The 19,703-nt window shown below is 66.5% G+C and carries 14 protein-coding genes; 11 read left to right on the forward strand and 3 right to left on the reverse strand.

Annotation, left to right across the window (positions count from 1 at the left end; translation table 11 throughout):
- Positions 1–96 precede the first annotated feature (96 nt).
- From FB471_RS23010 to FB471_RS23050, 9 genes are all read left to right on the forward strand, one after another.
- Positions 97–6,210: an RHS repeat-associated core domain-containing protein gene (locus tag FB471_RS23010; protein WP_246076530.1), complete on the forward strand. Its 6,114-nt coding sequence runs from the start codon at positions 97–99 to the stop codon at positions 6,208–6,210.
- 85 nt (positions 6,211–6,295) lie between these two features.
- The gene (locus FB471_RS23015) at positions 6,296–7,039 is read left to right on the forward strand and encodes a barstar family protein (protein ID WP_211358106.1); all 744 of its coding nucleotides are present in this window, start codon (positions 6,296–6,298) and stop codon (positions 7,037–7,039) included.
- Between the two features lie 938 nt (positions 7,040–7,977).
- Positions 7,978–8,511, forward strand: coding sequence for a YflT domain-containing protein (locus FB471_RS23020; protein WP_142000469.1), 534 nt, complete (start codon positions 7,978–7,980; stop codon positions 8,509–8,511).
- Positions 8,512–8,767: 256 nt separating this feature from the next.
- On the forward strand, positions 8,768–10,090 hold the full coding sequence (locus FB471_RS23025; protein ID WP_142000470.1) for an ABC transporter substrate-binding protein: 1,323 nt from the start codon (positions 8,768–8,770) through the stop codon (positions 10,088–10,090).
- The gene (locus FB471_RS23030; protein ID WP_142000471.1) at positions 10,087–11,028 is read left to right on the forward strand and encodes a carbohydrate ABC transporter permease; all 942 of its coding nucleotides are present in this window, start codon (positions 10,087–10,089) and stop codon (positions 11,026–11,028) included. The genes FB471_RS23025 and FB471_RS23030 overlap by 4 nt, the downstream gene beginning before the upstream one ends.
- Positions 11,028–11,870, forward strand: a complete 843-nt coding sequence (locus FB471_RS23035; RefSeq protein WP_142000472.1) for a carbohydrate ABC transporter permease — start codon at positions 11,028–11,030, stop codon at positions 11,868–11,870. The genes FB471_RS23030 and FB471_RS23035 overlap by 1 nt, the downstream gene beginning before the upstream one ends.
- A gap of 6 nt (positions 11,871–11,876) precedes the next feature.
- Positions 11,877–13,058 carry an ABC transporter ATP-binding protein gene (locus FB471_RS23040; RefSeq protein ID WP_142000473.1) on the forward strand — a complete coding sequence of 394 codons (1,182 nt, stop codon included), beginning with the start codon at positions 11,877–11,879 and terminating at the stop codon, positions 13,056–13,058.
- 41 nt (positions 13,059–13,099) lie between these two features.
- Positions 13,100–13,399, forward strand: a complete 300-nt coding sequence (locus FB471_RS23045; RefSeq protein ID WP_142000474.1) for an Arc family DNA-binding protein — start codon at positions 13,100–13,102, stop codon at positions 13,397–13,399.
- A complete protein-coding gene (locus FB471_RS23050; protein ID WP_142000475.1) occupies positions 13,396–13,830 on the forward strand; it encodes a type II toxin-antitoxin system VapC family toxin in 435 nt (144 codons plus the stop codon). Before FB471_RS23045 ends, FB471_RS23050 begins: the two co-directional genes overlap by 4 nt.
- A 226-nt stretch (positions 13,831–14,056) precedes the next feature.
- On the opposite strand, the gene FB471_RS23055 is transcribed toward FB471_RS23050, so the two are convergent.
- Both FB471_RS23055 and FB471_RS23060 read right to left on the reverse strand, forming a co-directional pair.
- On the reverse strand, positions 14,057–14,239 hold the full coding sequence (locus FB471_RS23055; RefSeq protein ID WP_246076531.1) for a DUF397 domain-containing protein: 183 nt from the start codon (positions 14,237–14,239) through the stop codon (positions 14,057–14,059).
- A 9-nt stretch (positions 14,240–14,248) separates the two neighbouring features.
- Positions 14,249–15,085, reverse strand: coding sequence for a helix-turn-helix domain-containing protein (locus FB471_RS23060; RefSeq protein WP_142000476.1), 837 nt, complete (start codon positions 15,083–15,085; stop codon positions 14,249–14,251).
- A gap of 146 nt (positions 15,086–15,231) precedes the next feature.
- Here FB471_RS23060 and FB471_RS23065 point away from each other — a divergent pair, with 146 nt between their 5' ends.
- Complete coding sequence (locus FB471_RS23065; protein WP_246076532.1) at positions 15,232–15,969, forward strand: DUF998 domain-containing protein; 738 nt, start codon at positions 15,232–15,234, stop codon at positions 15,967–15,969.
- Positions 15,966–16,841, forward strand: a complete 876-nt coding sequence (locus FB471_RS23070) for a hypothetical protein (RefSeq protein ID WP_142000477.1) — start codon at positions 15,966–15,968, stop codon at positions 16,839–16,841. Before FB471_RS23065 ends, FB471_RS23070 begins: the two co-directional genes overlap by 4 nt.
- Here the strand turns inward: FB471_RS23070 and FB471_RS23075 are convergent.
- Positions 16,834–19,626, reverse strand: a complete 2,793-nt coding sequence (locus FB471_RS23075; RefSeq protein WP_142000478.1) for an AfsR/SARP family transcriptional regulator — start codon at positions 19,624–19,626, stop codon at positions 16,834–16,836. The genes FB471_RS23070 and FB471_RS23075 overlap by 8 nt on opposite strands.
- Between the last annotated feature and the right edge of the window lie 77 nt (positions 19,627–19,703).

Raw genomic sequence — 19,703 nt, forward strand, 5'->3', positions numbered from 1 at the left:
TCGTTGCCGTTTCCTTTGACTGATCCCGATCCGGGAGGAATCGTGAGACCACTGCGGAGAGACAACCGTCGCAGGGCCGTCGGTCGTAAACGGGCCGTGGCGTTGGCGGCGGTCATCGCGGCGAACGTGCTCGTCGCGGTCAGCGCCCCGTCCGTGGCGACCGCCGCCGGTGGCCCGTCGGTGCCGTTGCCGGATACGGATTCGGTTCCGGTGTCCGAGCAGTCGATGGAGCCACGGCTGCCGGACGAGGTGAGTCGGGACGCGCTACATGGTGACCAACCTGCGGGCGATCCCGGTGGTGGTAACGCGGGAAGCGGCACGCACACGGCGACCTCGTTGTCGCCATCCGCTACCTGGGACGTTTCGGCGCAGACTGGTAGTTTTGCCTGGTCCTACCCGCTCCGGGTGCCGCCCGCACCGGGTGAGCTGACCCCGGAACTGGCGCTGTCCTACTCCTCGTCGAAGGTAGACGGGCTCACCAGCGCCAGCAACACGCAGGCGTCCTGGGTCGGCGACGGGTGGAGCTTCTGGCCGGGCTTCATCGAACGCAGCTACGGCAGTTGCGCCGAGGATCTGCCAGGCGAACCCAAGGACAACCCGTTCGACCTGTGCTGGCGCAGCGACAACGCCATGCTGTCCTTCGGCGGGTCCGGTTCCAGGTTAATCCGGGATGAGGGCACCGGGGTATGGCGGCCGGAGCAGGACGACGGCTCCCGGATCGAGCGACTGACCGGAGCCGGGAACGGGGACAACAATGGGGAGTACTGGAAGGTCACTGATACCGAGGGAACCCAGTACTTCTATGGCTCGAAATCCGCAGCAAAGTCGACCTGGACAGTACCGGTCTATGGTGACGACGCGGGCGAGCCTTGCCACGCAGGTGGTTTCGACGACTCGTTCTGCACCCAGGCATACCGCTGGAACCTGGACAAGGTGATCGACGCCAACGGCAATATGATCACATACACATATCAGACGGAGAGCAACAAGTACGGGCGCAACAAGAACGACACGCCGACTTCCTATGTTCGGGGTGGCTGGCTGGAACGGATCGAGTACGGACTCCGTGCGGGAGAGCCCACTCCGGCCTCCGGCAGGGTGTTGCTCAGCACGGCCGATCGATGTGTGCCTGGTTCGACCTGTACGCCGGACAAGGAGGAGAACTGGCCGGAAGTGCCGTGGCGGTTGAACTGCGACGGCGACACCTGCGAGGACTACCAGCAGTCCCCGAGCTTCTGGTCCACTAAACGGCTGAGCAAGATCACCACCCAGGTTCGGCAGGATGATGGCTACCGTGACGTGGATTCGTGGACGCTGCGGCACGAGTACCCGGATCCCGGCGACGGGGAGAAACCCGCGTTGTGGCTTGCGGGCGTGACGCACACCGGGCACGTCGGAGGTACCGCGGAGTTGCCCGAGGTGACCTTCGAAGGAGTTAAGAAACCGAACCGGGTGAAGGCGATCGATGGGCACGCGGCGTTGATCCGTTATCGGATGAACGCGATCGTCTCCGAGTCCGGTGGGGTCACTTCGATCAAGTATGCCGAACCGGATTGTTCGGCTGATTCGTTGCCGGACAAGCCGGAGACGAACAGCAAGCGTTGCTTCCCGGTCACCTGGTCCGCGCCGTACTCGGCCGAACGGACCGACTACTTCCACAAGTATGTGGTGGAGTCGGTGACCCAGCTCGACCGGCTCGGCAGCTCGGTCGGTGATGTGACCAGCTACGAGTACCTGGATGGTGCCGCGTGGCACTACGGCCGTTCCGAGCTGACCGAGGACGAGGACAAGACGTGGAACGAGTTCCGCGGCTTCGGCCGGGTCCGGATTCGGAAAGGTAGCGGCCACGACGGGCCGGTCACGCTCACCGAGAACCGGTACTTCCGTGGATTGAACGGGGACAAGTTGCCGGACGGCACACGATCGGTCTCGGTCACCGATTCCGAAGGCGGTAGCTATCCGGACCACGACTGGCTGTCCGGCGTCCAGCTGGAGACCATCACCTACAACGGCGAAGGCGGACCGGTGGTGGGGAAGACCATCACCGAACCCAGCTGGCAGGGCCCAACGGCCACCCGAGGTGATCTAAAAGCATACCTGGTCAACACCGGGGTAGAGCGGACCATTACCCCACTCGAGACCGGTGGTAACCGGATCACCCGCATCGAGACGGAGTATGACGACAAAGGCATGCCGACAGAGGTCGACGACCTGGGCGAGGTCGGAAACCCGGAAGACGATCTCTGCACCCGGACCAGTTACGCACGCAACACCGACCGATGGTTGCTGTCCTTCCCGAAGCAGACCGAGACCGTGTCGGCACACTGCGGGGCCACACCCAGCTACCCGGATGACGCGGTGTCGGGAACCCGAAATTCCTACGACGGCCAGACGTTCGGTGCCGCGCCGACCAAGGGAAACGTTACCCGCACAGAGGAGCTGAGCGAACGCACCGCACAAGAGGCCACCTACGTCACCACGGAGACCGTGAGTTACGACGGGTACGGCCGGCCGGCCGAGGTCAAGGACGCGTTGAACCGGAGCACGACGACGGAGTACACCTCGACTGCCGGTGGCCCGGTGACCAAGACCGTCGTAACCAATGCCAAGGGACATGCGACGACAACCACGCTCGACCCCGCTTGGGGGAAGCCGGTGAAGGTCGTGGACGCCAACGGCAACACCACTGAGGTCACCTATGACGCCTTGGGACGCAAAACCGACGTATGGCTGCCGATCCGGCTCAGGTCAAAACACGACCGGGGTAGTTACGAGTATTCCTACCGGATCTCGCGCGACGAGCCGTCGGTGGTGACCACCACGAAGGTTGGTCCCAACGGTTTCTACACCACCAGCAAGCAACTCTACGATGGCCTGCTGCGGCTCCGGCAGACGCAAACGCCCGCGCCAGGTGGCGGCCGGTTGCTGACCGACACTCGCTATGACTCGGCGGGCCGGACTTACTACAGCACCAAGCCGTATTTCAACGACGCCGCGTTGGACGACAAGCTGTGGTCGGCCACTGATGCCGAGATCCCTGGCTTGACTGTGCAGGAGTTCGACGGTGCGGGCCGGGTGGTCGCCAAGGTGTTCAAGGGCGGCGGCATCGAGAAGTGGCGCACCGAGGTCCACTACGGCGGAGACCGGGTACATATCGACCCGCCGCAGGGTGGGACCGCGACCACGATTGTCAACGACGCGCGCGGTCGCACCATCGAGTTGCGGCAGTACCACTCCGGTAGCCCGGAGGGCGACTACGACAGCACCGCGTACACCCATACGCCGGCAGGGGAGTTGGCGAGCCTCACCGACCCCGGCGGGAACGTGTGGCGGTACGAGTACGACCTGCGTGGACGCAAGACCACGATCGAGGACCCCGACAAGGGGGTCACGACCAAGTCCTATGACGTTGCCGGTCAGGTAACCACCAGTACCGACGCGCGCGATACGACCTTGGCCTACGCCTACGACGTCCTGGGACGTAAGACCGCGTTGCACGAGGGTTCGCTGGATGGCCCAAAACGCGCCGAATGGGTGTACGACACTGCTAGTTGGGGCAAAGGGAAGTTGGCCAAGTCGATCCGCTGGATCAACGGGGAGCCCTACACGAAGAAGGTGTCGGTCTACGACGGACTATTCCGGCCGCTGAAAACACAGGTGGTGATCCCGGAATCCGAGGAAGAGCTTGCCGGTACGTATACGTCCTATGCTGCGTATCACCAGGACGGCAGCCTGCGTGGCATCGACTATGCGGCTGCAGGCGACATGCCTACGGAATCGTACAGCACGAGCTATGACGATCTTGGTAATCCCCTGAGCACCAGTGGCGGGCTGAATGGCCAAGGTATAACCCCTTACGTCACCGGCACCGAGTACACGCGGTATGGCGAGGTGCAGCGGGTGCAGCTCGGTGCGGGTAGTAAACGTACTTGGCTGTCGCGTTACTACGAGGAGCACACCCGTCGGCTGGCGCGGACGATCGTGGATGCCGAGTTGCCCCAGCCGATGCAGTCGGATGTGAACTACACCTACGATCCGGCGGGCAACATCACCTCGATCGCGGACACCCCGCGCGAGCAGCAGGCCGACGTTCAGTGCTTCCGGTACGACTACCTGCGACGGATGACCGAGGCATGGACCCCGAACAGCGACTGCGCAGCTGATCCGTCGACAGGCTCGCTGGGTGGCCCGGCTCCGTACTGGAAGTCGTTCAGCTATGACAAAGTCGGCAACCGGGTGTCGGCCACCGACCACTCCGCGGACGGCGACACCGTCCAGAGCTACACCTACCCGGATGGTGGGCACGAGCTGAATTCGGTGGCCACTGAGGGGCCAGGCGGTACGAGCCTGCAGGAATTCGGCTACGACGAAACCGGGAACACCGTTCGTCGCCAGGTCGCGGGTAACGAGCAGGATCTCGAGTGGGACGCCGAGGGGAACCTGGTCAAGACCACTGAGGGAGAGAAGGTCACCGAGTTCGCCTATGACGCGAACGGTGAGCGGCTGTTGCGGCGAACCCCGGACGGCGCGACGTTGTACCTGCCGGGGCAGGAGCTGAGCTGGGATTCGGCGAGTGGTGAGACGACGACCACGAGGTACTACCAGCACGGGTCCTCGACGGTGGCGATGCGTACGGATGGTGCCGGGGTTACCTGGCTGCTGAGTGACCATCAGGGCACGGCTCGGTTCGCTGTGGACGCGCAGGCCATGCAGGTGACTCAGCGTCGGCAGTTGCCGTTCGGCGGGCGTCGTGGTGCCGAGGTGGACTTCCCTGGGGAGAAGGGTTTCGTCGGTGGCACGATCGACGAGTCGGCGGGGCTCGTGACGCTGGGCGCCAGGCAGTATGACCCGGCGCTGGGCCGGTTCCTGTCGGTGGACCCGCTGATGGATCCGAGCGATCCGCAGCAGATGCACGGCTACACCTATTCCAGTAACAACCCGATCACCTTCTCCGACCCGACGGGGTTGGCTCCGCGGTGTGACTGGCACAGTTGCACTGGTCACCGGGATCCCTATCCTGAGGCGAACGGTCGTAACGAGCGGCCCGATATCAAGCCGAGGATCGGCGGCGAAAGTAGTCCGCGTAGAAAGTCTCGCCCGGCTGCTGCGAGTAAACCTTCCAGGAAATCGTCGTGTACCTCGGTCAAATACTGTGGTGCTAAGCCGAGTGTGCCCACCGTCAGCATGACGCCGGCGGAGGTTGCACACGCCATACTTGACCTTGCCGGTCTTATCCCAGGCCTGGGGGAAGCCGCGGATGGCGTCAACTGCATCTGGTACGGGGCTGAGGGTGATGCCCTCAATTCGAGCCTCTCGTGTGCCGCGATGGTCCCGATTGGTGGTATGGCTGCCACCGGCGGAAAGCTCATCGGCAAGAGCGTTGATGCGGGGCGCGGTGGGCGTCGGGCAGGGTGCCCAGGAAACAGCTTTGTTTCGGGCACGATGGTGTTGCTGGCCGATGGCACGCGGAAGCCGATCGAGGATCTTGAGCTTGGCGACGTGGTGTGGGCGTCTGATCCGGAGACGGGTGAGTCCGGTCCACGTCGGGTCGTGGCCACGCATGTCGGCCGGGATCGGAAGGACCTGGTCGAGATCACGGTCGACGTCGACCGTGGCGACAAGACCGGGACGATAGTCGCCACGAAGGATCACCCGTTCTGGGTCGACGAGCACGGCGGTCTCATCGCGGTATCCAGTGTCGATGCCGTCACGTCGGGCACAAACGATGACTGGGTTACTGCGGCTGAGCTCGACCCGGGCGACGAGCTCCTCACTCGCGATGGCGAGCAGGTGCGGGTCGCGTCCGTCCGCCGTCACACGGCGACACGCACGGTCCACAACCTCACCATCGAAGGCATCCACACCTACCATGTGCTGGCGGGCGGGCCTTCATTGCTCGTTCACAACAGCAATTGCCCTAACGGGAAACTGTCGGATCCTCTGCCCAGGGGGATGAACAACAAAATTGCTTCGGCCTATGATGATGTGAAGGCAGGGCGCCTAACCTCGCATGACACGTATGCGGGGCGCGAGCATCGGTGGTGGGCAGGAGCTAAAGAGTATCGCGTACCTGGTCGGCCGGAGACCGAAAGAATTTTGGAAAAGGAGTTGGATAACGGTGTCAAAGTTTACGGTTGGACGTCTACGCACTACCAGAAGATTCAACGCTTCGGTGCACCTCACTTCCCTGATTCGGGATGGGGCAAGTAATCGGAATTCGCCAACTGGTGTAGAAGTTTTCGTTGCTGCTTAAATTGTAGCTGAGGATGAAAACATGTGTGGTAAGTTGTCTGCTGTGATTGAGGCAGATTTTCCGTTATACATGGTGGTCGACGAGGATTCTGGAGATGTGCTTCTCGCGGCCGAAGAAGTAGATGGGTTCTTTGTCAGTCAGGAACAAGGGTCGCCGGAAGTGGTCTTTCGGGGTGTGCATAGCCTCGACAAAGGCAGGCGAAGGACTGAGGATGCGAACTTGCAGATCTTGAGTCGTGAGAGTGGTAAGATCGGCGAGTACTTCATTGGTCGAGTGGCGCTCGGGGACACAGTTGTAAAATCCTCAGACGGTAAGATTTCAAGCGTTTCATGTTATGTATTTGATAATCGTTGTGAGTATCCCGAGGCTGCAAGAATTTGGCGAAGATGGGCGTTGGGTCCTGCTGTAGAAGAGGGCGAATGGATTCAATTGTCGACAGGCTGTCTGGATGCATGGTTGCACGTAGTTCAAAATTCTTGGTTTGTCTTGAATAGTGATGCTGCCTGCCGTGGATCTGATAAGGTTGCGGATTTAGATGGCACGTATATAACTACAAGTCAGAAATTTTTCTGCGCATTGGGTGAGGCGGTTAATGGTCCAGGTGGATACTTTGGATCAAATTTGGATGCACTCGCCGACTGCATTCATTCAAGCCTTGATCGCGGTGTTTCATTGAGAATTATTTGGCGAAATTATAAGCTGTCCCGCGAGTCGCTTGATCACTACTTTTTAGATTCGGTTACTGCGATCATGCGTGAATTTGGTATAGATTTTACTGCTTGCTGATTGTAGTACAGTCGATCAATTCAATTCAAACCCTGAAAGCTCGTTCTGCTGGCCGACGAGTTGTCGTGATCTGGTTGGTGATCAGGTCCTACGATTATGTGATCGGGTACTGAGCTTGCTGCTGCTCTGGTGTCATCATGGTCGGGTCTCCGGTTTTCACGGTTCTGTTCAGTTGGAGTTTCGCCGTACTGCAACTTGTGGTTCGTAGCGGTAATCGTCTTTACCGCTGGGTCTGATCGGGTTGGAGACCATTTTATGTATGGGTCGTGAACCGACGATTTGGTCCGACTGGTTGCCGCTGCCAGTTGGCGGTAGGCAGTTAAACTCGGCCCGAGTCACCTCGTCGCGGTGCGTCGGAGCGGTAGGCTTGGCGCGGCATGTCGAGCAGGTCATGGAAGAATTGCGACGACATGGCGTGACTGCGTCGTCAAGCCCCGACTGTTGAGGGTTTCTGCGAAGTGATGGCGAACTGCGGTCTCCGGACGCCGCACGTTGGGATGCTGTCACTCGAACGGGCAAGTCTGAGGCGGTGCTGGGGCCGGGGTTCGCGTGGTTACATCGACCTTGGCAGGGGCGCCGCCCCTTATTCACCGTGTTCGGCACCACCGCCAGCTCGGCCGCGACCTGCTTGTTCGTCACCCCAGGCTCAGCGCACCGCAACACAATCCGCGCCCGCACAACCACCCGCGGCGATCCCCGTGACCACCGGACCAACCGGTCACGCTCGTCATCACTCAACACGAACTCCACCGAGGAACGTTCAGATCACACCATCAACGAACCATAGCAACCTAAAGCACCAATTTCAGACGCAACACACTAGTGTGGGTCGGTACTGAGGTCGGGTACCCGGCTGTTGGCGGCTGCCGGTGCCGGGTTCGCATGGTTACATCGACCTTGGCAGGATGGAAACATCCGTTCGAGCAAGGCATGGGTGATTGATCGTGACCGGTCCGTTCTCGTCCGCAGGACGTCGTCCCGCGGGAGGCCAGCCGCGCCTCCCGACGCCGCCGACCGGCTGGCCGATCGGCTCATACGAGACCTACGAGGAGGCCCAGCGGGCCGTCGACTACCTCGCCGACTCTGACTTCGCCGTGCAGGACGTCACCATTGTGGGTGTCGACCTGATGCTGGTCGAGCGGGTGATCGGCAGGTTGTCCTGGGGCAAGGTGCTCGGTACCGGGGCGGTGTCCGGTGCCTGGTTCGGCCTGTTCGTCGGCCTGCTGCTCGGGATGTTCGGCACCTCGGGGGGCAACACGTTCGCGCCCATTCTGGTCGGTCTGCTTTCCGGTGTGCTGTTCGGCCTGGTGTTCGCCGCGATCAGCTACGCCTCGACCAAGGGGAGGCGCGACTTCTCCTCCGCCAGCCAGCTCGTCGCGGGCCGCTACGACGTGCTGTGCCAGCCGCGCAACGCCGAGCGGGGCCGCGATCTGCTCGCCAAGCTGGCCATGGGACGGCCCGGCACCGCATAAGAATCTTCCAACCAGAACCTTTCCCGGGTATCACCCGCCTGGACGGATCACCAGGACACCCGCTGAATCGTTACCGCTGTTGCTTGCTTCCAGTGACCGGCGGGAATAAGTTGCTGCGCACCAGTTGAGTGGGGTGGTCCTCCACACCATTCGGCTTGTCACGCACGACGGGGTGCTGGCGCGGTCCTTCCCGCCGCGCCGGGGTGTCCGGCCCAGGGCGCCCGCGCCGCCGCGTGCGCACTGGGAAGGAGACTCGATGGGGAAGGTCAGCGCAGGGACCCGGCCAGGACGCGGCAGGCGCCCGGTCGTCCTGCTCGGCGCCGCCGCGCTCACGGGGAGCCTGCTCGCCGGCTGCGGTTCGGACGGCGGCCTCAAGATCAACGTCTACTACGCGCCCGAGGACAACTTCCAGACCGTCGTCGACAACTGCACCGAGCAGGCGAACGGTCGCTACGAGGTCGTCTACCACAAGCTGCCCCGCGGTGCCGACGGCCAGCGGGAGCAGATGGTGCGCAGACTCGCCGCGGGCGACGAGGCGCTGGACATCCTCGGCCTGGACGTCACCTGGGTGCCGGAGTTCGCCGAGGCGGGCTGGATCGAGGAGTGGCAGGGCCAGGACAAGGCCCGGGTGGAGAGCGGCGTCCTTCCCGGCCCGCTGGAGACCGCCACCTGGGAGAACAAGCTCTACGCCGCGCCGAAGAACACCAACGTCCAGCTGCTCTGGTACGACGACCGGATCACCCCGCAGCCGCCCGCGACCTGGGACGAGATGATCGCGGAGGCGCAACGGCTCAAGGCGCAGGGCAAGCCGCACCAGGTCCTGTTCACCGGCGCCCAGTACGAGGGCCTGGTGGTCGTCTACAACACCCTGGTCGAGTCCGCGGGCGGGCGCATCCTCTCCGAGGACGGCAAGTCGGTGGTCATGGACGAGGGTGCGATCCGGGCACTCGAGCTGCTCAAGGAGGTCACCTCCTCCGGGATCACCGACCCCTCGCTGACCAACATGAAGGAGGACGAGGTACGCCAGGCCTTCCAGCGTGGCGACGGCGCCTTCGAGCTCAACTGGCCGTTCGTCTACGCCTCCTACGCCTCGGAGCAGCCCGAGGACCTGGAGCACTTCAAGTGGGCCCGCTACCCCGCCGTGGACCCGTCCATCCCGAGCAAGACCACCATCGGCGGGTACAACCTCGCGGTCAGCTCCCACTCGCAACACAAGCCGGAGGCCTTCGAGGCGGCGCTGTGCCTGCGCAGCGCCGAGAACCAGAAGTTCTCCGCGCTGCAGGACGGTGTGCCGCCCACCATCGAGGCGCTCTACTCCGACCCGGTGCCGCTGGATCCGAGCCGGCCGGCGGACGCCGAGGACAACCCGAGCATGGCGACCAAGTACCCGATGAAGGACACGATCCTCGAGGCGCTCAAGGACGCCGCGGTCCGCCCGTTGACCCCGGTGTACCAGAACCTGTCCATTGTGATGGCCAAGGTGCTCTCCCCGCCCTCGGAGATCGATCCACAGGCCACCGCGGAGGAACTGCGCGACAAGCTCGGCGCCGCGCTCGATTCGAAGGGGATCATCCCGTGAGTGAGACGGTCACCGACGCTCCGGCCACTCCCGCGAAACCCAAGGGCAAACCGGCACTCAGCGAGGGCAAAAAGGCGGAGCGCAGGCTGGCGCTGCTGCTGTGCGCACCCGCCGTGCTGGTGATTCTCGCGGTGGCGGCCTGGCCGATCATCTACTCGATCTGGCTGTCCCTGCAGCGGTACGACATGCGCTTCCCGGAGGAACGCCAGTTCATCGGGCTGGACAACTACGTCGCCGTGCTGTCCGACTCCTACTGGTGGACCGCGTTCGGCACGACCATGTTCCTCACCATCGTCTCGGTGGCGCTCGAGCTGGTGCTCGGTATGGCGCTGGCGCTGATCATGCACCGCACGTTGCTCGCCCGTGGCATGATCCGCACCGTCTCGCTGATCCCGTACGGGATCGTGACGGTGGCGGCGGCGTTCTCCTGGTACTACGCCTGGACCCCGGACGTCGGGTACCTGGCGAACCTGCTCGCGGAGGGCGCGCCGCTCGCCGAACGATGGACCTCGCTGTTCGTCATCGTCCTGGCCGAGGTGTGGAAGACCACGCCGTTCATGGCGTTGCTGCTGATGGCGGGCCTGGCACTGGTGCCGGACGACCTGCTCAAGGCCGCCGCGATGGACGGGGCGAACGCCTGGCAGCGGTTCATCAAGGTGATGGTGCCGGTGATGAAGCCGGCGATCCTGGTCGCCCTGCTGTTCCGCACGCTGGACGCCTTCCGCATCTTCGACAACATCTTCGTGCTCACCGGTGGGCAGAACGACACCTCATCGGTCTCCATGATCACCTACAACAACCTGCTCCAGGGGTTGAACATGGGCATCGGGTCGACGATGTCCGTGCTGATCTTCGTCGCGGTCGCGCTCATCGCGTTCATCTTCATCAAGTTGTTCGGCACCGCCGCACCGGGGAGCGATCAGGGAGGTAAGCGCTGATGGTCATGGGAACCTCGATCACCACCGGCCGCAAGGCCCGGTGGGCGTTCATCGACATCCTGGTGGTGGCCTACGCCCTCGTCCCGGTGCTGTGGATCGCCTCGCTGTCGTTCAAGACCAAGGACACGCTGGACGACGGGAACTTCATCCCGGCGGAATGGACGCTGGAGAACTACGCGAACATCTTCGTCACCGACCAGTTCATCCGGGCGCTGGTCAACTCGATCGGGATCGCGCTGATCGCCACGGCCATCGCGGTGACCCTCGGCGCGATGGCCGCCTACGCGGTGGCCAGGCTGGACTTCCCCGGCAAGCGGCTGCTGATCGGCGTCTCCCTGCTGGTCGCGATGTTCCCGCAGATCTCGCTGGTGACCCCGCTGTTCAACATCGAGCAGGCGCTGGGCCTCTACGACACCTGGCCGGGCCTGATCCTGCCGTACATCACCTTCGCGCTGCCGCTGGCGATCTACACGCTGTCGGCCTTCTTCCGGGAGATCCCCTGGGAGCTGGAGAAGGCGGCGAAGATGGACGGGGCGACCCCGGGCCAGGCGTTCCGGCGGGTGATCGCCCCGCTGGCCGCGCCGGGCGTGTTCACCAGCGCGATCCTGGTGTTCATCCTGTGCTGGAACGACTTCCTGTTCGCCATCTCGCTGACGTCCACGGAGGCGTCCCGCACGGTGCCGGCGGCACTGGCGTTCTTCACCGGGGACTCGCAGTTCGAGGACCCGACCGGCTCGATCGCCGCGGCGGCCGTGGTGATCACCATTCCGATCATCGTGTTCGTATTGTTCTTCCAGCGCCGGATCGTCGCGGGGCTGACCTCCGGTGCGGTTAAGGGGTAGTTGACAATGTCCGAGATCGTTCTCGAAAAAGTGACCAAGCGCTACCCCGACGGAGCGCTTGCGGTGTCCGAAGTGGACATCAATATCGCGGACGGCGAGTTCATCATCCTGGTCGGCCCCTCAGGTTGCGGGAAGTCGACCACGCTGAACATGGTGGCCGGGCTGGAGGACATCTCCGGCGGTGAGCTGCGCATCGACGGCAAGCGGATGAACGAGAAGGCGCCCAAGGACAGGGACATCGCGATGGTGTTCCAGTCCTACGCGCTGTACCCGCACATGAACGTGCGGGAGAACATGGCCTTCCCGCTCCGCCTGGCCAAGGTGGACGACGCCACGGTCCGGCAGAAGGTGGACGAGGCCGCGCGCATCCTCGACCTCACCCCGCACCTCGACCGCAAGCCGGCCAACCTCTCCGGCGGCCAGCGGCAGCGGGTGGCGATGGGCAGGGCGATCGTGCGCAGCCCCAAGGCGTTCCTGATGGACGAGCCACTGTCCAACCTGGACGCCAAGCTGCGCGGGCAGATGCGCACCTCGGTGTCCAAGCTGCAGAAGCAGCTCGGCACCACCACCCTCTACGTCACGCACGACCAGACCGAGGCGATGACCCTCGGCGACCGGGTGGTGGTGCTCAGGGCAGGCTACGTGCAGCAGATCGGTTCGCCGCAGTTCCTCTACGACCATCCGGCGAACCTGTTCGTGGCCGGGTTCATCGGCTCGCCTTCGATGAACTTCGTCCCGGCCACCCTTGCCGACGGTGAGCTGCGCAGCCCGCTCGGCCCGGTCACGCTCACCAACCGCGTCCGGCGGCTGCTGGAGGGCGCGAACGCCCCGCGCGAGGTGATCCTCGGCGTGCGGCCGGAGCACTTCGAGGACGCCGCTCTGCTGGACGAGGAGGTCAAGCGTGGCGGGACGACGCTGACCGCACCGGTGGACGTGCTGGAGTCGATGGGCTCGGAGAAGTACGCGCACTTCACCCTCGAGGGCGAGCTGGCCTCGAGCGCCGAGCTGGCCGAGCTGGCCGCCGACGCCGGTGCCGCCGACGTGCCGGCCAGCGGTTCGCAGATCGTCACCCGGCTGTCCGCGGCCTCGGCGGCCAGGGAGGGCCAGAACCTGGACGTCTGGTTCGACGCGGACAAGGTGCAGCTGTTCGACCCGTCCTCCGGGAGGAACCTCACCCAAGAGACGTAACTGCCGATGCATGCATGCTAGTGTCATGCTAGCATGCATGCATGCAAGTTACCTGGCGCGCGCCCGATGAACTGGTGGAACGAGTGCGGCAGGTGGCCGAGCAGGAGGGGAGAAGCATGAACGAGTACCTGACGTTCGTGCTGGACGCGGCCACCAACCCGGAGACCGCGGGCGACGAGCGCCAGCGGCTGCGTGAGCGGCTGACCAGGGCGGGCCTGCTGGCGTCGCCGGGAGCACCGCGAGAGCGGCCGGATCCGGAGGCGGTGGCCAGGGCCGGGCGGGCCGCCGCTTCGGGCACGCCGCTGTCGGACCTGGTCAGCGAGGGGCGCGGGGAGTATTGAGCACTTTCGCTGACTCCTCGGCGCTGGTGAAGCTCTACGTTCCGGAGGAGGGATACGAGCGTGTCCGGGCCCTGCCCGCCCTGGTCGTCTCGACGCTGGCGCGGGTCGAGGTGCCCTCGGCGATCTGGCGCAAGCGCAGGGCGGGCCTGCTGAGCGCGCCCGACGCGAACCTGCTCATCGCGGCCTTCGAGGCCGACTACTACGGCACCCGGGAGGAGCCGCCGCGGTTCCCGGCCGTGGAGGCCTCACCGCTGGTGCTGGAAACGGCGGCCCGGCTCACCGGTATCCACGGGCTGCGTGCCTATGACGCGGTCCAGTTGGCGACCGCGCAACTCGTCGCCTCGGCCGACCCGGAGTGCCGCCAGTTCGCGGTCTTCGACAAAGCCCTGCGGGACGCGGCCGCGGGCGAGGGATTCTTCGTGGTGGCCTGAGAGTCTGTTCCGGAGCTGGAGATAGCTGCTCATGGTGAGTGGAAGAACTCGCCCGCCCGTCTCCCACCACCACCCAAACGGAGGCGCTCCGCGCCACAGCGCTCAGCGGCGAACAGCCCACGGGCGGCGAGGCCGGGCGCACGACCTGCGAAGGTGACTGTGGTGACGAAAGTCCGAGCCCGGCCGAGCCGACCGTGTCGCGAGTTTAGAAACAGGCACTGAGACGTCAACGACGCACGGACTGCCGGAAGGACGACCAGGCGCGGGCGGGAAGCACGAGGACGCCGGTGCTGGGGTTCTTGGAGTCGCGGACCGCCACGGATGCGGTGCCGAACGCCACCTCGACGCAGGCGGTGTTCTCACCCGCGCTATGGCTGCTCTTGCGCCAGGTCGCCCTGTCCAGGTTCACGGCTCCACCTCAACTGCTCAACTCGCGCGCGAGCCGGGCGGTCAGGTCTCGTGACTCACGCTCACCAAGGGCGATCCTAGCAAGCTGGTTGAACTTGACCTCGAGTTCGTCCACCTGGACCTTCTTGACCAGTTGCAGGTGCCCGCCCGCGTGGTCCACGTAGCCGAGGTCGCCGACGGTGTCCTTGGGGAAGGTCAGGATGTTGAACGCGCCGGTGATGCCCGGGTGCATGCCGACCGTCGCGGGGACGATCTGGAGGGTGACGTGCGGCAGCTCGGCCAGCTCGCCGAGGCGCCGGAGCTGGGCGGCCAGCACCGCGGGCTTGGCCACCGGCCGGGTGAGCGCGAGCTCGTCGGCGATGGTGTGCAGCCGCAGCGGTTCCTCCTCGGACAGCCGCTGCCCGCGGCTCATCCGGATGCGCAGGTTGCGGTTGCGTTCCCTGGTGTCGCCGACCACGAACAAGGCCCGGGCGTAGTCCTCGGTCTGCAGCAGTCCAGGAACCAGTGCGAGCTCGAAGTTGCGCACCGCGACCGCCTCGGACTCCAGCGCGGGGTAGCTGTCCGCCGAGACGCCCTCGATCAGGTTCCGGTTGCGCCGGACCGCTTCCCTGGCGACCTCCACCAGGATCGCGCGTTCCTCCTCGGGCACCCCGTACAGCTCCAGCATCCCGCGCACCACCATCGGATGCACCGTGTTCTGGCCCTTCTCGATCCGGGCGAGCGTGCTGCGGGACATATCGAAATCGCCCGCGCACTGGTCGATGGTGAGACCGGCGGTGTTGCGCCATTCCCGTAGTGCGCGGCCCAGTTGGAGCCGCCGGATCGCTGGAATGCTTCGCGGTGCCAATGCCGACCTCCCTGTTCGGAACCCATCCTCGGGCAGCCCGCACTGTCCACCTGGGAGCGCGGCACCGGGATCCCGCCCGCATCACCGCTTCGGGTGAGCGGCGCTGAGCCCGCTCTCAGCGGTTGGTTGGCAGGATCGCGGCCACGATGGGCGAGCAGGGATTGATGAGCGGTGGGCGGGCCTCCCGGGTATTACCGGTACTCGGCTGCGTGCTCGCGGTGCTCGCGCTGTTCGGCCTCGCCCGGTCGCTGCTGGCCATGACCTACCTGAACCTGCGGTTCGCCGAGCAGGTCGACCCCCTCTCCCGCGCGATGAGCTTCTATGCCTTCGTGGACGAGGGCGAGATGCTCTCCGGGGCGCTGGTCCTGGTGGCCATCGCCACCGCGGCGCTGCTCACCGGGATCGCACGATCGGGGGTGCGCCTGCGGGCCCGTACCGCGGCCCTGTTCGCGGTGTGGTGCCTCGCGCTGGCGCTCTGCGCGATCTTCCCGACCGACAACTCCCCACGCATCGAGACCTTCGCCGGCCTGGTGCACCAGATCGCCGGTGCCGCGCTGTTCGCCGGCCTGCCCCTGGCTGGGCTCTGCCTCGCCCGAGACCTCGCCGCGCGGCCGGAGTGGGAGGTGACCGCGCGCACCACCCGCGGGCTGGCCATCGGCGGGGTCGCCGTGGCACTGGCCTACCCGATCGCGCGGTTGCCGGACCTGCTGCCCTGGTGGCATTTCCCCGCGGTGCTCGACCTGCGCCCGGTTTCCGGGCTGGTGCAACGGGTACTTTTCGGGATGGAGGTTCTGCTGCTGGTCGTGCTCGCCGTGCGGTTGCTGCGGATATCGCTGGCGCACCGCGGGACGATGCCCCGAGCGGAACCGGTGAGTACCCGATGACCGCGCTGGCGATCGTGCTCGCGGTGCTCGGCGCCGCGTGCAACGCCGTCGGGGCGCACCTCCAGCACAGCGGAGTACGGAGCACCACCGGCGGCGGCACGCTGCGGTTGCGGGCACTGGGCAGGCTGGCCCGGAACCACTCCTGGCTGCGCGGTGTGCTGGTGCTCGCGGCCGGGGCGGTGCTGCAGATCCTCGCGCTCACCTTCGCCCCGGTGTCGGTGGTGGCGCCGATCGTGGTGCTCGCCCTGCCGATCATCGCCGTGCTGAACGCGGTCACCGGTCGGGCCGGCCTGGACTCGGTCGGCTGGGTGGCCGTCCTGCTGACCGGGGGTGCGGTGGCGGTGCTCGTCTCGGTTTCCGGTGCCACGGTCGCCGAAACCAGCCTGCCACCCTCGGTGGTGATCGAGGCCGGGCGGTTGGTCGCGGCGGTGGTCGCGGCGCTGGCCCTGGTCGCGCTTCTCGGTCACGGCATGTTGCGGTGCCTCGCGGTGGCCACGGCGGCCGGGGCCGCCTACGGGCTGGTGGTCGTGCTGATCCGCGATGTCACCTACACCGCGCGCACCGACGGTCTCGACGCACTTCCGGTGGCCTCGCTGATCGGTATCGTGGTGGCCTTCCTGATCGGCTCCTGGCTGGTCCAGCTCGGCTACGCCAGCGGCCCACCGGATGTGGTGGTGGGCGCGCACACCGTGGTCAACCCGCTGACCGCGACGGCGATCGGGCTGAGCCTGCTCGGTGAGGCCAGCGGGATCGCCGGCGGCATCCTTGCCGTGCTCGGTGCCTGCGGGGCCGCCGCCGTCGCGGGGGTGGTGGTGCTGGCCCGGCACCACCTGGACGGCGCCCGGGCCGACCTGCTGAACGCGGCTAACTGAATTCCAGCGACTCGAGCAAATCGGCCAGCCCGATCCGCTCCCTGCTGCTGACGCCCGCGAGGTGCTCCCGTGCCTCCCGGTGCCGCTCGCGGGCCTCGCCGGTGCGCCCGAGCTCGTGCAGGGAGCGGGCCAGCTGCAACAGCCCTTCCGCGGCAAGGTAGCCGCCACCGAGCTTGCCGTGCAGCTCGAGCGCCTCGACGGAGCGGGCCAGTACCTCGTGGTGCGATCCGGTGGCCGCGTACACGCTCATCAACGAGTTCAGGGTCACCACCAGGTTGGTCACGTGGCCGATCCGCCGGTTGATCCGCACCGCCTCGCGCAACCGCGACGCGGCCTCGGTAGAACTGCCGCCGCGCATGGCGATCATCGCCAGGTTGCACTGCGAGGAGGCGACAAGGTGGTCGTGCCCGGCCGCGGTGGCGTGCTCCAGTGTCACCCGGCTCAACGCCGCGGCCCGCTCGGGTTCGCCGCGCAGCATCGCCACCCCGCTCTGGTTGCTGAGCAGCATCAGCCGGTCCTGGTCGGCGTCCCCCGCATCGGCCAGCAGGTCCGCCGCCCGCTTGCCGAGCCGGTCGGCCTCGTCCAGGTTGCCGCGCTGGGCCTCGGTGACACACAGCTGGGCCAGCCCGGCAGCCTCCAGCCGGGTGTCCCCGGTGTCGTGGGCGAGGGTGAGCATCGCCTCGCCGAGTTGGCTGCGCTCGGTCCAGCGCATCGAGGAGTTGAAGTACCAGGTCAGCGCCCGCGCGAAGGTGGTGAGTGCGGCGACGCAGCCGGGCAGCCGCTCCCGCGCCGCCTGCCGTAGCAACGCGACCAGGGTGCCGATCTCCCGGTCCAGCCAGCGGCGTGCCGGCTCGCAGCTCTCGAACCGCACGGTGTCCCTGGCGTCCACCGGTTCCCGATCCGGCATCCCCGGCAGTTCCCGCGCGCCGGTGGCCAGCGCGCAGCAGTGCCGGGCCGCCGCGAGGTACCAGCGCATGGCCGCGCCGAGCCGCTCGGCGCGTTCGGCCTCCGGGGTGAACTCGGCCCGCTCCCTGGCCAGCAGGGTGATCAGGTCGTACATCTCGTACCGGCCCGGCTCGGGACTTGCCAGCAGCCCGACGTCCACCAGGTGATCGAGGGCGGGCTCGGCCCGTTCCGGCCGCCAGCCGGTGAGCGCGCAGGCCAGACCGAGCGTCCCCGCGCAGCCGTCGATCAGCCCGAACGCGTCGAACAGCCGCCGCGCGTCCCGGCCACGATCGCTGCCGTCGGCTTCGAGCTGCTCGATGCCGACCGCGAAACTCGCCCGGATGTCGGAGTCCTGGTGCCGTAGCTGGTCCAGCCGCCTGCGCTCGTCGGCGAGCAGGTCCACCCAGGAGCTCAGTGGCCAATGTGGACGCAACGCGGCTCGGCTCGCGATCAGCCGCAGGGCCAGCGGAAGTCGGCCGCACAGGTCGGCCAGCCGCGCCGCGGCCGCCGGATCGGAGTCCACCGCGGACGATCCGATGAGGCGGCGAAGCAGCTCGACGGCCTCCTCGGTGCCGAAGGCGTCCAGGTGCACCCTGGTCGCGCCCTCCGGGCCCGCGATCAGGGACCGGCTGGTGACGATGGCCCCGCAGCCGGGCTCGTCCGGGATCGCGGGCAGGGCATGTGCCTTGCTCGCCGCGTTGTCCAGCACCACCAGCACGCGCCTGCCGCGCAACCGGGTCCGGTAGGTGCGCACGATGGTCGCGAGGTCCTGCCGCGGGTCGATGTCCGCTCCGCCGAGGGTGCGCAGCAACACCTGCAGCACCTCGGCCGCCGAGAGCGGTTGCGCGCCCGGTGTCGCGCCGTGCAGGTCCACGTAGAGCACGCCGTCCGGGAAGTCGGCCGCGAGCTCGCGGGCGGTGTGGATGGCGAGCGTGGACTTGCCCGAACCACCCTGACCGTGCACGAAACACACCGGCTGGGAGGCGCCCGGCCGCGCGAACCTCGCACGCAGGTCGGCGAGCTCGGCCGCGCGCCCGACGAAGGTGGCGGTGCCGGCGGGCAGGGCGTCCGGTACCGGGGCGCGGCCCGGCCGGTCGACCTCGCCCTCGGCGTCCAGCTCGGGGTCCTCGCGCAGGATGGCCTGCTCCAGCCTGCGCAGCTCGCTGCCCGGCTCCATGCCGAGCTCGCTGACCAGCGTGCCGCGGATGCGCCGGTACGCACCGAGCGCCTCGGCCGCCCGCCCGGTGCGGTACAGCGCCAGCATCAGCTGGCGGCACAGCCGCTCCCGCAGCGGGTACTCCGCGGTCAGCTCGGTCAGCCTGGCCACCAACTCACCCTGCCTGCCGAGGCGAAGCCCCACCTCGATGCTGTCCTCGAGGGCGGCGAGGTACTGCTCCTCCAGTTTCGGCGCCTGGAGCGCGCGCACCGGAACATCCCCGAGATCCTGCAACGGTGTGCCCCGCCACAACCCGAGTGCCTGCTCGAACAGCTCCGCCGACCGGCCGGGATCCGGCTCGGCGCGGGCCGAGTCCACCAGCGTGCCGAAGCGGTGCACGTCCAGTTGCTCCGGCCGGATCCGTAGCCGGTAGCCGGAAGGCGCGCTCTCCAGCACCGGTTCCGGCAGGCCGCGGCGCAGTCGCTGGACGTAGTTGCGCACGGTGACCGACGCGCTGCGCGGCGGTGTGGCTCCCCAGAGGTCCTGCACCAGGGTGCCGGTGGTGACGACCGCACCGGGGCGGACCAGCAGCCCGGCCAGTACCGCGCGCTGCCGCGGCGCCGAGATGGGCACGGCCTCGCCGTCCTGCCACACCTCGACCGGCCCCAGGATCCGGAAGTCCACGCGGGCGACGCTATCAAGCCGCTACCGCCGCGCTACGCGGTCAATGTCCTGGATCGGAACGCTGTTGCCACCGGGGT

The organism is Amycolatopsis cihanbeyliensis, assembly GCF_006715045.1.
GTDB lineage: Bacteria > Actinomycetota > Actinomycetes > Mycobacteriales > Pseudonocardiaceae > Amycolatopsis > Amycolatopsis cihanbeyliensis.